Origin of the sequence: Pantoea sp. RSPAM1, assembly GCF_038816185.1 — a bacterium.
GTDB lineage: Bacteria > Pseudomonadota > Gammaproteobacteria > Enterobacterales > Enterobacteriaceae > Pantoea > Pantoea ananatis.
The window spans coordinates 3,395,393-3,409,655 of the sequence record NZ_CP046137.1; the positions used below are offsets into that span (position 1 = coordinate 3,395,393).

Annotated in this window: 10 protein-coding genes and 3 pseudogenes; 9 read left to right on the forward strand and 4 right to left on the reverse strand. The window is 52.1% G+C overall.

The window, feature by feature from the left end:
- The first annotated feature begins 26 nt into the window (after window positions 1–26).
- Entirely contained in the window at window positions 27–437 is a 411-nt protein-coding gene (locus GKC68_RS16455; protein ID WP_071994878.1) for a hypothetical protein, read from the forward strand.
- Between the two features lie 157 nt (window positions 438–594).
- On the opposite strand, the gene GKC68_RS16460 is transcribed toward GKC68_RS16455, so the two are convergent.
- The 4 genes from GKC68_RS16460 to GKC68_RS16475 all read right to left on the reverse strand — a co-directional run bounded on the left by GKC68_RS16460 (window position 595) and on the right by GKC68_RS16475 (window position 5,035).
- Window positions 595–1,293 (reverse strand): DUF1868 domain-containing protein, encoded by a 699-nt coding sequence (locus tag GKC68_RS16460; RefSeq protein WP_028723918.1) that lies wholly within the window; start codon window positions 1,291–1,293, stop codon window positions 595–597.
- Window positions 1,294–1,641: 348 nt separating this feature from the next.
- A complete protein-coding gene (locus GKC68_RS16465; protein WP_028723919.1) occupies window positions 1,642–1,911 on the reverse strand; it encodes a hypothetical protein in 270 nt (89 codons plus the stop codon).
- Between the two features lie 102 nt (window positions 1,912–2,013).
- On the reverse strand, window positions 2,014–3,045 hold the full coding sequence (locus GKC68_RS16470; protein ID WP_028723920.1) for a hypothetical protein: 1,032 nt from the start codon (window positions 3,043–3,045) through the stop codon (window positions 2,014–2,016).
- A 361-nt stretch (window positions 3,046–3,406) separates the two neighbouring features.
- Window positions 3,407–5,035 carry an ABC transporter substrate-binding protein gene (locus GKC68_RS16475; RefSeq protein WP_110145925.1) on the reverse strand — a complete coding sequence of 543 codons (1,629 nt, stop codon included), beginning with the start codon at window positions 5,033–5,035 and terminating at the stop codon, window positions 3,407–3,409.
- Window positions 5,036–5,491: 456 nt separating this feature from the next.
- Between GKC68_RS16475 and GKC68_RS16480 the strand changes: the two genes are divergently transcribed.
- From GKC68_RS16480 to GKC68_RS16515, 8 genes and pseudogenes are all read left to right on the forward strand, one after another.
- A complete protein-coding gene (locus GKC68_RS16480) occupies window positions 5,492–5,641 on the forward strand; it encodes a hypothetical protein (protein ID WP_019105962.1) in 150 nt (49 codons plus the stop codon).
- Window positions 5,642–5,795: 154 nt separating this feature from the next.
- Entirely contained in the window at window positions 5,796–6,233 is a 438-nt protein-coding gene (locus tag GKC68_RS16485) for a DUF1795 domain-containing protein (protein ID WP_247101711.1), read from the forward strand.
- Between the two features lie 17 nt (window positions 6,234–6,250).
- Window positions 6,251–10,443 (forward strand): annotated as a pseudogene (locus GKC68_RS16490) (HNH/endonuclease VII fold putative polymorphic toxin).
- Window positions 10,444–10,452: 9 nt separating this feature from the next.
- Window positions 10,453–10,842 carry an Imm50 family immunity protein gene (locus GKC68_RS16495; RefSeq protein ID WP_013024965.1) on the forward strand — a complete coding sequence of 130 codons (390 nt, stop codon included), beginning with the start codon at window positions 10,453–10,455 and terminating at the stop codon, window positions 10,840–10,842.
- 118 nt (window positions 10,843–10,960) lie between these two features.
- Window positions 10,961–11,878: pseudogene (locus tag GKC68_RS16500) on the forward strand (RHS repeat-associated core domain-containing protein); the annotation flags it as partial.
- 34 nt (window positions 11,879–11,912) lie between these two features.
- Window positions 11,913–12,275 carry an SMI1/KNR4 family protein gene (locus GKC68_RS16505; protein WP_110957541.1) on the forward strand — a complete coding sequence of 121 codons (363 nt, stop codon included), beginning with the start codon at window positions 11,913–11,915 and terminating at the stop codon, window positions 12,273–12,275.
- Window positions 12,276–12,887: 612 nt separating this feature from the next.
- Window positions 12,888–13,648, forward strand: a pseudogene (locus GKC68_RS16510) (RHS repeat-associated core domain-containing protein); the annotation flags it as partial.
- Between the two features lies 1 nt (window position 13,649).
- Complete coding sequence (locus GKC68_RS16515; RefSeq protein ID WP_028723926.1) at window positions 13,650–13,898, forward strand: hypothetical protein; 249 nt, start codon at window positions 13,650–13,652, stop codon at window positions 13,896–13,898.
- Window positions 13,899–14,263: the final 365 nt, after the last annotated feature.

The following is a 14,263-nucleotide window of genomic DNA, read 5'->3' on the forward strand; positions in this document are numbered from 1 at the left end:
CTGAATATGAAACAAGGATACTCTGAATGAAAACCCAAATTAACACCCTATTATTATTATCACTATTTACTTTTGGTAGTCAGGCTGCTTCATTCACAATCAATGCAAAAGATCATTGCATCTATCCACCATTAAGTAACGTCAGGGTACAGGCGGGTACTGCTTTACAGTTTCAGTTGCAACCCGGCACCTATACTGTGTCTCTGCTTTCGAATAGCATGAGTTGTGCAAATGGTTCGCTAAGCGACGGCTGCCAAATTAGTTCAGTCTATTTACAGGGCGGTTTAGGCAATGCTCGCTGGGGGACCACTGTTGGTAGTGCACCTGTTACCGTCAACGTCCCTACAACCGCCACGTTTATGGCATTTGTGACCGATGACAACTGCGTTGATAATACAGGTAGTGCGACCATACAAGCGGATAAAGTTTCAAATTAACGCATCCCGCGGACCGTCTTGCCAGAGCGGTTCGCGGCATTATTTTTAAACATTCTTTTTAATTACTCCTGTTAAAAATTATTATTTATCATTTTCTAGTTTCCGTGTTAATACGAGGCACTTAGGCGTGCCCCTTAATAAGCAACAGAACTTTTGGCTATTCCAGCCTTAACAACGGCGTATACCGAGACATATCCCTGAAGGTACAAAATTCAGGTGCACCTAGCGTCATCACCGGCGCAACCTGAATCAGCTTTTCCAGATAGCCGGCTCTTAATATCTGCAGCAGGCGCAACTCCTCATCGTTCGGTTTATTGATGAGATAAGAGATACTGACGTGAAATTCGTAGACATCATGATTATTTCGTTTGCAGTTAAGCGTGCGGCTGAGCGCATCTCTGAGCGAGCGTATTTTGCGGTCTTCCGCCCTGTCCAACGGTGCCAGCGACAGCGAGACACCACGTTTTAAGGCAATGGCCCCAATGCGCATCTGCAAAGGTAACGAGGGCATGAGCCTGAAATTTGCCAGCTTCGCCGCGAACAGCCGGTCGCACTCTTCCATCGACGCATCAAGATTCAGGTCTTGTGGCCAGGCCGGATAGTGCCGTGCCCGGTCATTCGCCCCGTTAAACACCGTCATATGGTAGCTTGACCGCGGCAGAAACGCGTAACAACGCCCCAGCCCTGCGGCTTTCATTGCATCAACCATTTCGCCAGTCACACGGACGATTTCACTGTCCTGTTCGAGATGACAAATCAGCGTGTTACCTCTGAATGGCAGTACCTCACCTTTGGCGTTAAATTTTTCACCGATGGCATTTTCTATCCACCCTTCCTGCTCCAGCACTTCTGACATGATTCAGGCTCCCGCGCGCGCTCGAGATGACTTTCCTGAGACGTTTATTCTCTAAGCCGGCATAACCAGGCGATATGATGACGTGCTTCAGGAACGCTCTTTGTGACTGCCGAACCACAGCATAAAGCATGATTGTGACTGTTATCAGGCAGCAGGAGCGATGGAAAATCAGCACAGCGGGCTGGCTTTAATGCAGAAGAGGCCAAAAAGACATTCAAATACGTTTTATGAAGCCGTCATGAGCACAAAGCAGATTATTAACAGGGGGTGCCTACTGCTGTCGGGTTTGAGCCTGGCCTTTTTCAGCCAGGCATTGTGGCCCGCCGCCTGTGGATATCCGCAAGCGGGCTATTTTTTTCGTAACAGAAAAACAGCGATGGCGGTAAGCATGCCCATCAGTGGCATGGCGATCGCGCCTGAGAAGAAGTCGTGATGATCTTTTTGATTGCTTCGGCGAATATCAGCAAAACGGTTAAGTGCCCGATGCTTGTCCGTTGCACTCACCTCTTCAAATTGCTTTATATAGCCCTTATCTTCTAACTGAGAACCGCCGTCCGCATCATGTCTTTCCAGCACGACGGTGTGCTGACCTTTTTGATAGAAACAGTAATCTGGCATTTTGCGCGTCGCCGAAAAGAAGAGGAGAAATGACTGTATCCTGCTGCGGTTGATGTTGTAAATACCGCTCACCTCTTACGCTTCAGCCAGCAGCCTGACGGGTTATACATTATGCGCGGATACCGAATGATGCCCACTGTTGAAGGTATTACCTTGCTGAGCATTGATGGTCTGAAAATGCGCGCCGCCAGGGTCGTCTCTGTGCATGCCGGCTACTGGCTTGTCGGGTATCAGTCTGGTGGTCACGGTTTGCTGACTGCTGGCTTCACCAGCCTGACTCGATTGCTCCCCTGCTACCCTGTTGTCAGCCTTCGCGATAACAGACTTCACTGAACCCTCAGAAGGCATATAGAGCGCCTGCTGCAGGGTAGTTTCATTTTGTGACAGGTTCTCATCCACCTGCGCCAGCTGACGACGCAGGACGTTAAGCTTTACAGATGTGGCTAGCGGTATTTGAAGCTGTTGGTCGCTCAAAACGTTCAACTGCTGGCGGGCACCATACTGTTGCTGCAACAGCGCACGGTACTGGCTTTCATAGCCCCATACCGTCGATTGCTCCTGCTCAAACTGAAGCGTGGAGATGTATCCTTTTGCTAACAGCGGTCGCCAGGTGTTGACCAGCTTCTGAGCCATACCTATTTGCGCCGATTCAATTTTAATCTGGTCCGCCAGTTGCTCAAGTTGACCATTCAGCATGGCCTGCTGGAAGCGGCTGTCGCTGACCTGTTGCAGAGCAAGCTGCTGGGTGTGATCGATGTCCTGCAGCAGACTGCTCTGCTCAAGCTTCAACTGCGCACTGACAAGTCGAATTTTTTCAGCGGCTAACCGGGTCTGGGCAGAGGCAAGTTCAAGTGAAGCGGCGGTCAGCGCAGGCTGGCCCTGGCTGTTCTGCCCCTGGTTAACCGTGCCACCTGCAGGCGCATTGAAGGTTAAAGGTTGTGGCTGCGCGGCCTGCCTGGTGGCTGACGGGCGCACGTGAAGCGGATGGCTTTGAACGAAATAAATGACGGTTATTGTCCCAACAACGAGAGAAACCAGATTCCGGCGAAGCAACAGTGCCAACGGGGACAGGGTTTCACCGCACTCAGCGCCGGATGATTCAACGATCTGTTTCTTAAAAAATGGGTTTTCCATTTTTATACCTTCAATAATGACGTATGGATATTACCGGGCAAGGCGCCATGTAACAGATGTTTTGTGAGTGCGGCTAATTCAAGGCAAATCGGGTAACGGATTCCCCTCTGCGCTTAACATCCCATTTCCTTGTGCCGTTTTAAAACAGAAGAACATTTCCAGTCGTTACCTTTTGCAAGCGAGTTTCAATCTTTCGGATTTGCTGTGTCAGAGAACAGCGTTGACTGCCTGTGAAGGGAGGTTTTACAGCGCTGACAGAAAAGGCGGGGGATGTCACCAGGCTCGCTGGGCCCAAAGCTGGCCCCAGCGAGTAAAGAGCACTCAGCAAATCGGTTACGTCAGAAACGTACCGGCGCGCATTTTATTTAACAAGATAAAGGTCCTTGGTGTAGTAGAAACCCAGATGCGATGGGGCATAGCCGCCGACCTTTGGACTGACCATCTTGTTGAGCGCACCATAGAAAACCGGAATAACCGGCGCATCTTTTGCAATAATGTCGCTGGCTTTCTGGTAATCCTGGGTTACGGCGTTTGGATCGGTATCCATTCCCGCGGCTTTTACTGCCGCATCAAACGCTGTGCTGGCATAACCTGAGCTATTCTGGCTGTCGCCACTGCGAAAGGTATTTAAAAAAGTAGAGGGCTCACTGTAGTCACCAATCCAGGTGTAGCGCACCAGATCATATTGCCTCTGATGCATGGTATCCAGCATGGTTTTCCATTCCTGATTTTGCAGCGTGACCTTCGCACCTAACGTTTTACCCCACATGGAAGCAGCGGCAATCGCGATACGTTGGTTATCCTGATTGGTGTTGTAGAGCAGAGTAAAACTCAGAGGGTGGCTGGCTGAAAAACCGGCTTCGCTGAGTAACGCCTGAGCTTTTTTGATACGCTGTGCCTGCGTCCAGCCCGCCCAGTCAGGCGGAGACAGTTTGACGTCCCCCATTGATAATGGCACAACGGTATAAGCTGGTTTCTGTCCCATGCCGATAACCTTATCGGCGATGATGCCTTTATCCAGCGCCAGGTCCAGCGCCTGACGCACGCGGACATCGGTAAAGGGCGGTTTATGCGTATTTATCTGGAAATAGAACACGCTATAAATAGAGGTGCTGTGCACTTCTTTGGGCCGCTCTTTTTTCATCCGGGTAAAATCAATGGCGGGAATGCTCTCCGTAATCGTAATACCGCCGGCCAGGTAGCGGTTAAGCTCGGCAGAAACATCGTGGATCGGTAAAAAGGTTACGCGGTTGATGAGGGTATGCGCGTTATCCCAGTAACGGTCGTTGCGGGTTAGCGTAATTTTTTCATTTACCACCCACTGGTCCAGTTTATAGGCACCGCTGCTGACCATGTTGCCCGGTCGGGTCCAGTCTTCGCCAAATTTTTTAACATTATTTTCGCTGACCGGAAACAGGGAAGGATGGGCAACAAACTGCAAAAAATAGGACACAGGCTGATCCAGAGTGACCTGCACGGTGTGCGCATCCAGGGCTTTTACGCCCAGACTGTCAGGCGGGCTTTTCCCCCCCGTCACCGCATCAGCGTTAAGGATATGCGCATAGTTAGCAAAGGATGCATAAGGCGATGCCGTTTTGGGATCGGTCAGACGACGCCAGCTGAAGACAACATCTTCAGCTGTCAGCGGCGATCCGTCTGACCATGTCAGGTCAGGACGAAGATGAAAGGTCCAGACTTTGTTGTCGGCCGTTTCCCACGAAGCAGCGAGTCCCGGTATGACTTTGCCCTCTGGATCAGTCCGCACCAGCCCTTCAAACAGGTCGTTAATAACAGAAAAGGCATCGTTGGTTTCAGCTTTGTCAACGTCCAGGGTTGCAGGCTCGTCACCGTTGCCCCGCACGATCTCCTGCACGGGTGCCAGCGCCACCCCAGCTGGGACATTTGCGCCAAAGGCCGCCGTTGAGCACGATAACCCCGCGATAATTACAGACAACCCTATACGCGCAACATATAAACGGCTTGCCGACATTCGTTCCACTCCTTTCGCATTGTTTTAAGGTGACTTCACCCCCTCTTCACTGCAATTAACAGGCCAGAGATCAGGGTAAGCGCCACGCCAGCCTGCACCCGATCTGAGACTAAAACCGCGTTGTATTGCACAGTTCTGATGCAAGGGGCCGGCGTGTCCGCTCAAAAACAGCGCCGCTGTAATCTGCAGATGTTCATTTTCAGCTATCAGAGATAACGATGTTGCCTGCACGAATAACTGTCGTGGTTCGTTTATCGGGGAAGCGGGAATATTCGGAAGGGTGTTCTCAGGATTAAACGCACGCGACAAGGCCAGAACGTGGGGCTGCGACCGCTTTTCGCTGCTGAACGCCCCGATTAACGGAACTTTTACGCTATCCTGCCGGGTCTTTTTCATCCGCTACACATTTGTACAAGCAGAGCTTGATATAGTCATTCCTGTTAATCAGGAGCCTGTATGAAAAAAGTGATTCTGTTCGTTATCGCGTTAGCAAGTGTTTCTGCCCTGTCGGGATGCGTCTGGCCATTCTGGGGCCCCGGAGGCGACGGCCCGGGACATATGGGCCCTGGCGGGGGCGGTGGCCCTGGCGGCGGTCCACACAGGTAACACATTCTGGCCTCACCATGAGGCCATTTTTTGCATCGCGATCAGGATTATTCTGACATTATATATACGCCCTCTCTCTGCGCATGCCTTTGCTGGAGATTCGCCGCTTTTCATGACAAACTTGAGCACATCTTAAGGATAGGGAATCTGCACGATGTCAGGCTCAAACATCGCTTGTCTGTTTACGGAAGGCCAAATCACACTGCCTGATGATTATCAGGACCGCACGGTTAACGCTTTCACCGCCTCTGGTGCCTCTGCTCCCGCTTTTACTATTTCACGCGATACGCTTAACGAGGGTGAAACGCTGCCTGCGTACATCGACCGTCAGCTCACGCTAATGCAAAAACACATAAAGGGATGGAAACAAACCGAACGCAGCGCTGCGGTATTGGGTGACGCGCTGCTACAGGGTGAATGCGTACACGCCAGTTTTCTGCGTGACGGCAAACGCATCTGGCAACAGCAGTCGGTCTTCACGCCCGATGGTCACAAAGTACTGGTCTTTACCATGACCTCTACGTCCGCCATTGGTGACGCGGACAGCGAACAGTTTCAGGCACTGCTTAAAAGTTTTCGCTTTAATGCTTAACGACAAGGGCAATTATCATGTTTGAAGCTGCACGCCTCGGCGATGATATCGGTCACTCTCATGCCCTGGCGGGCATGATTGCAGGCACTATTGTCGGTGGACTGATCGCTGCGGCGGGCGGTATTGCTGCGGGTGCATTGATGATTGCCGGGATAGGCGCCTCCTGCCTTGGCGTGGGCGTATTGCTGGTTGGACTCAGTATCGGCGTGGGTTACCTTACTGGCGAACTGGCCACCGCCGCGCGAGACGGAATAGCGGATGCTGGGGCGGCCAGCATGACCCCAAAGGGCAAGATTACCACCGGTTCACCCAATGTCTTTATTAACAGTAAACCCGCCGCCATGGCCACCAACAGCATAGTGGCCTGCAAGGACGATGGTCCGCAGCAGATGGCGGAAGGCTCCTCTCGGGTGTACATCAATGGCCTGCCTGCGTCACGCCTCGACGATCGCACCACCTGCGATGCCAAAGTGATGACCGGTTCTGACAACGTCTATATCGGCGGCGAGCCTGAACAAACGCTGCCTGTCCAACCTGAAGTGCCCGAATGGGTTTATAAAGCCTCCGATCTTACCCTGCTGTTTGCCGGGCTGGCCGGTGGCGTGGGCGGTGCGGCTGGCAAGGTCGGCGCGCTGGGTAAATTACTGAGCAAGATTCCCGGCATCAATAAAATCGCCCGGGTGGCCTGCCGTGCTGGTGCCTTGATGACCGGTGTGGCGGCTGCAGGTATTCTTGCCCGTCCCGTTGATATCGTAAGCGGCCAGAAGTTTCTTAGCGGCGATGATGAACTGGATTTTGTGCTGCCCTCCCGGCTGCCGCTACGCTGGCAGCGCTACTGGCGCAGCGGTAATCCCGGCGACAGCGTATTAGGCCGTGGCTGGAACCTGTTCTGGGAAACCCGTCTGGAACGCTACCAGGATGGGCTGGTCTGGCGTGCGCCCTCCGGCGATTACGTCTCTTTTCCTCTGGTGCCCAAAGGCCAGCGTACCTACTGCGAAGCGGAGAAACGCTGGCTGGAACATCATCGGGACGACAGTTGGTCATTGTATGACATCAGCGGTGAGCGCTGGCATTTTATGCCCTTGCGCGATGATGCCCCTTCTCTTCCCCTCTGCCTGACCGAGCCCTGCGGCAACGAGATTCAGTTCGACTGGAACCCCGATCACACATTGGCCGCGCTGACAGACAGCGCCGGTCAGCGCGTCACCTGCCGCTATGCGAATAACAGGCTTGCAGGTGCCTGGCTGGATGACGATAGTTGTCTGGTCAGTTACGCTTATGATGCTATCGGCCAACTCGTTAGGGTAACGGGCCGGGGCGGTAGCGTGCGCCGACGCTTCCAGTGGCGCGATGGCCTGATGGTCGCCCATGAAGATATGAATGGCCTGCTCAGTGAGTATCGCTGGCAGGAAATCGATGGCCTTCCAAGAGTGGTGGCCTTCCGTCACAGCGGCGGCGAGCAGCTGGATTTTGAGTACGATTTTGACAACGGTATCCGACGCGCGCGACGTGATGACGGCGTTGAAGCTCACTGGCTCATTGACGATGACGATCATGTCGCCCGCTTCACCGACTTCGACGGCCGCCAGACCATGCTGGTTTACCGCGCAGGCGAGTTGTGCGATGTGATTATGCCCGGCGGTGCCATGCGCTGTAGCAACTGGGACCGCTATGGTCGCATGACGCAGGAAATCGATCCGGTCGGACGTCGAACCACTTATCACTGGTTCCGCATGACCGACCGCGTGATCCGTACGGACTATCCCGATCTGAGCGCGACTCAGGCGGCTTACGATCTTAATGTTCGCCTGCTGACTGAAACCGATGCGCTCAATAACGTCACCACCTATCACTACCCTGATGACACAGAACTGCTGCCAGACAGCATCACCGATGCAACGGGCGGCGTGGTGAAGCTGGAATGGAACCAACAAGGGCTGCTGACGCAGCGCACCGACTGCTCTGGCAGCGTCACGACGTTCAGCTACGACCGATTTGGCCAGCTTGTTCGCAGCGTGGATGCTGAAGGTCATGTCACCCAGCGCGAGTGGAATGACAAGGGACAACTCTGCGCCATTATCCATCCAGACGGCAGCCGGGAAACCCTGCACTGGAACACCCAGGGGCAGCTCAGTGCGTGGCGCGATCCGCTGGAAACCGAAGTCCGCTGGACCTATAACGCACTCGGATTACCGGTGAGCCTGACGGACCGCATTGGTCGCACGCGTCGCTGGCATTACGATGCCCGTGGTAATCTGCTGCGGCTGGAAAACGGCAACGGCGGTGACTATCGCTTTACCTGCGATCCGCTCGGCCGTCCATTGAGTGAGATCCGGCCCGATAAGACCTCACGCAATATGGAATGGAACGTACAGGGTTTTCTCAGCGGTTTGCAGGAAAATGGCCAGCCCGCTAATGACGGTGGCATAGCCCGACGCTGGCAGCGCTTTAGCTACGACGACAGCGGTTTGATTACCCAGCGCACAACGCAGCATGCAGAATACCACTACCGGCGTCATCGTAGCGGTCAACTTGCCAGCCTGGTTCGCACGCCGACCAGCGACGGAATGGCGCTTGGTATCGAAGACGATGAAATCGCCTTTACCTATGACGCCGCAGGTCAGCTGTTAACAGAAGCCGGTATAAACGGGAAACTGGATTACGAATGGGATGAACTGGGCAACCTCACCCATCTGACCCTGCCGGGTGAACAGCAACTTGCCTGGTTGCACTATGGCTCTGGCCACGTCAGCGCCATCCGCTTCAATCAGCAACTGGTCAGTGAATTTACCCGCGACCGCCTGCACCGCGAAATTCGCCGCAGTCAGGGCGCAAGAGAGCAGGCGCGCCAGTACGACAGCCTTGGCAGGCGCACGATGCAGCGCAGTGAATTGCATAGCGAGGTGGTGCTGCCGGAAAAAGCCATTCTGGAACGCGCTTTCCGCTATTCGGCACGCAGTGAGCTGGAATCCGTCAGCGATACGCTACGCGGCGACATTATCTATGGTTACGATGATGAAGGCCGCCTGCTGAAGCACTACGAAGCCAGACAGGGCCACAGCACGTCGCATTTTGCTTATGATAATGCGGACAACCTGGCCGCCAACGACGATGCACTGCACGCGTTGCCGGTTACCGACAATCGACTGCATCACTGGCAAAACCTGTTTATGAAATATGATGGCTGGGGCAACCTGGTCAGTCGACGCAGCGGCCTGCATGAGCAGCATTTTACCTATGACGCCGAAACCGGCTCATCACCGCTAAAGGCAATGGCCCGGACGGCGGGTTTACCGCGCACTATCATTATGATGCGCTGGGCAGGCGCACCCGCAAAGTGGTCAGCACCCAGCACGATCGTAAAGAAGTCCGTTTTCTGTGGCAGGGCTATCGCCTGTTGCAGGAGCAGCATGATAACGGCCAGTGCCAGACCTACGCGTACTATCCCAACGAGGCCTGGAGCCCGCTGGCGCGCATTGACCATATGGCAGACGGCGACCGGGGCGATGTGTTGTGGTTCAATACCGATCTCAACGGTGCGCCGCTGGAGGTAACCGATGAACGCGGCGACATCCGCTGGAGCGGCCAGTACGGCAGCTTTGGCGAGGTGCGCCGACAGACGGAGGGCTTTACCCGGCTGGCAAAACAGTCTGCCCTGCCCCATTAGCCGCTGCGCTATGCGGGCCAGTATGCGGACAGCGAAACCGGTCTACACTACAATCTGTTCCGTTATTACGATCCCCAGGTGGGACGGTTTACGGTTCAGGACCCGATAGGGCTGGAAGGCGGCTGGAACCTTTATCAGTATGCACCGAACCCGCTGAGTTGGGTGGATCCGCTGGGGTTGAGTAATTGCGGTGCTCCAAACAAAAAGACATCTTATGAAGGTATCAGTCGCAGAGATGCGTTTAGGCAAGCTAAAAGGGATGCTGGAATACCAATGAATCAACATCCTAGCTCTATCACAAGACCCGACTTACTAGATGGGAGTGGTAAAAAAATATTAGATAGTACTGGGCAGCCAATAAAAACTAGGCAATACGAATTTGTTGACAAAAGAGGTCAGTCCGTCTTTCTACAAGAACATAGTTTAGGACATACCAAGGCTACTTCTGGTCATGGAGCTGAACCTCATTTTAATCTTAGGCCTCTTGACAACTTGAATACCGGTTCAGTTCCTGGTACTCATGGTCACTATAATTTCCCATAAGGTATTTCTATGTGGTTTAAAAATGCGATAGGTAAAGAAAAAATTCAATTCATGTTTGATAATGAATTAAACATTCAAAATATCGAGATTTCAAGTTTTTCATTGGAGCGTTTTTCAGACTTAAAAATTCATTTCTTTTGTAAGGAAATACCGAAAAAGCATCCTGAAAAATGGAAGAAGGATGGATTCAATGCACTTAGCCTGGTCATTAACTTTGGAGATGTTATCCATTTAAATGCCACTGGTTCTAGAATCGGCTTCTCTTGCTCCCCGGAAATAAATTCCTTTGAAAATTATTCAGAAATAAAAATAAAAAATAACGAGCTCGATTTTTATTGCAAATCAAAGTTCTTAACAATTGAAAGCATCACACCATATATAGATGAAAGATGGGACTAAAAAAGTAAGCCAGCAAGGTTGCTGGCTTACTTTTTCAAACGAACATTTTGTTATTAAAATACAATCATCGGTCAAAATTGACACACCATTGCTGAGTTAAACTAATAACAAAAATATTAAAGAAATCAGTTTCCTCTGGCAAGGCTATCGCCTGTTACAGGAACAGCAGGATAAGGGCCAGTGCCAGACCCTATGTGCACGCTCCCAACGAGGCCTGGAGCCCGCTGGCGCGCATCGACCATATGGCAGACGGCGACCGGGGCGATGTGTTGTGGTTCAATACCGATCTCAACGGGGCACCGCTAGAGGTAACCGATGAACGCGGCGATATCCGCTGGAGCGGCCAGTACGGCAGCTTTGGCGAGGTGCGCCGACAGACGGAGGGCTTTACCCGGCTGGCAAAACAGTCTGCCCTGCCCCATCAGCCCCTGCGCTATGCGGGCCAGTATGCGGACAGCGAAACCGGTCTACACTACAATCTGTTCCGTTACTACGATCCCCAGGTGGGACGGTTTACGGTTCAGGATCCGATAGGGCTGGAAGGCGGCTGGAACCTGTATCAGTATGCACCGAACCCGCTGAGTTGGGTGAATCCGCTGGGTTGAATAAGTGTAGCGCTCCTAATGGCTACAAAACTGGCGATGTCGATCCTCACGGAAAATTATCTCCGGGAATCAATCGCTCAGCAGGGCATACAAATAGTAAAGCTGATGGTTTTGTACAAAGTCATCATCCTGTTCAAGATGCCTGGGCCAAGAAAAGGATTAGTGGTTATCAAAGAAATTCTGCGCCTGCAACTTTATTAAAATCATCATCTGGTAGCCCGCATGCTGCTATCAGTGCTGCGCAGCGCGCCCGAAGAGCTACGACGGGTGGCTGGGATACAACCCTGAGGCAAGAATTTAATATTAGCTATAAAGAAATGTTAGATGCTGGCGTGCCCACTAACCAGGCCCGTAAATCTCTCAGTGATGCATTTAAATATTTTGACGGACTTAGAGAAGGTAATATGAGCAATCCATTTTTTGATATTTAATATGCTGCCGCTTGGAAAAAATAGGTGAATTGTTATGAATAAAGATGAAATTTTAGATGGTCTTAAGGTTGCTGAGAGCACTCTCAATATTAAACTTCCAAATAAATACAAACAGTTCTCATCTGAGGAAATAAAAGATACGGACACTTATGAGATCCATACCCCTCAGGGAGATACTGTATACCTTTATAATTATAAAGACCTTGTAGAACGAAACGAAACATACACTATACAAGATGTTGAGCCAGATTATTTATTAATAGGTCAGGATGGTGACCTTGGTTATTTTATAAATGTGAAAGACAATAGTGAACTGGTCTATAGCTTAGATCTGGGTGCTCTTGGAAGTCTGGATATGGATGAAGAAGCTAAAGATATTTATAAGTTAAGAGCCTAATCCAAATTAACTATGATTAAAATAAGCCGGAAGCGATCTTCACCGTTACCGGATAGCGCCGCTGCAGCGGGTGCATGAAAAGACGCATCCGGCAGAGCGGCGGCGCAGAAGGAAAGCCCGGCCGTGTCGCCGGACAGTGTACAACGTTAGCCGGCGCAGGCTGTAAGGCCGTGAATAAGGTGCAGGGCAGACAGCGGTACATCCCTGCGCACTGACTGCCCCCGGCCACCGGCGCGTGCGAGGGTAAACGGCCACCGGTCCGGCGGCAGGCGAGCCGTTGTCGGTCAGGCGTCCGTTCAACATAACGGAACGGTATTATACGTTATGTCTTACGCCACCGCCGGTGAGCGCGGGTGTCGCCATCCCTGGTGGTTGAGCAACGGTGCGGTGGGTGAGTCACAACCCGGCGAGGCAGTAGCTTGCGGGCCAAAAGTGCGCATCGGGGCATTGGGAAAAAAATGGACCACAGCAGGCAAGTCTGTCGTCAGAAAGTCACGCTACATCAGCAGGTTAAGTAGACTGAAAAGTACGACCGCACCGGAATCGTCCCGATGACCCGATAGGTCTGGAAGGGGCAAGTTATTCTACCCGCGTAATGTGGACACGGCCCTGGTGCACGCTCCGAACGAGGCCTGGAGCCCGCTGGCGCGCATCGACCATATGGCGTCCGGGGCGATGTGTTGTAGTTCAATACCGATCTCAACGGTGCGCCGCTGGAGGTGACCGATGAACGGGGCGATATCCGCTGGAGCGGCCAGTACGGCAGCTTTGGCGAGGTGCGCCGACAGACGGAGGGCTTTACCCGGCTGGCAAAACAGTCTGCCCTGCCCCATCAGCCCCTGCGCTATGCGGGCCAGTATGCGGACAGCCAAACCGGTCTACACTACAATCTGTTCCGTTACTACGATCCACAGGTGGGACGGTTCACGGTTCAGGACCCGATAGGGCTGGAAGGCGGCTGGAACCTGTATCAGTATGCGCCGAACCCGCTGAGTTGGATCGACCCGTTGGGGTTGAATAAGTGTGGGAGCTTTACAAAGAATCCTGACGATATCCATTTCATGCAAAGTTCAATTAAGAATCAAACGGGCGAGCATACCGTTCTCAATAACGCAGCTGCTCTTAAAAACGGTACTCTCAAGCCCACTGATTTACCCGCAATTAAAATTTGGCAAGACTCAAGCGGAAAATTATGGACTCTGGACCACAGGAGACTGGCTGCATTCAAACTGTCAGGGCTGAAAGAAATACCGGTGCAGTGGGCTACGGAGAAAGAAATTGCTGGCCAAATGTGGAAAATGACTACAAAAACAGATGGAAAAAGTATCATTCTTAAAATGGGTGATGGTATTAAGAGAGTTATAGGTGGCTAAAATGTTAGATGATTTATTACCGGTTAGCAGTAAAGATGGGCTTGTTAAACTTATAGAAGCTCTGGCGAAAGATCTTAAAGACAACCCTGATGAATGGGAAAATAAAGATCTCAGCTCTTATCTTGAAGCTATAGCTTCATGGATTGAGGATATGGATGGGTATTATGAAAACACTAACCAGCCGTTGCCAAAGGATACGAACTGGAAAGTTTTTGCAGATATTTTAATGGCTGCAAAAGTCTACGAATAATAATAGCCGGAGGCGATCTTAACGATCCTTCCGGCTTTTTACCGTCAGCCGCTGACCCGAGTCAGCAACGTCTCGATCTGTTGCCGGGTCTGCCTGGCATCCCGCTTCTGCTGCACATAGCGGGCCACTTCTTGGTGCAGACAGAGATAGTCACGGCTAGGCAGTAGCGTGCGGGCCAAAAGTGCGCGTCGGGGTATATGGCAAAACCGGGCAGTAATCGGCAGAGCTGGCGTTATAAAGTCAATGTACATCAGTATGTTAAGTGACCTGAAAAGTATGGCCGCACCGGGATCGTCCCGATGACCCGATAGGGCTGAAAGGCGGCTGGAACCTGTATCAGTATGCACCAAACCCGCTGAGCTGGG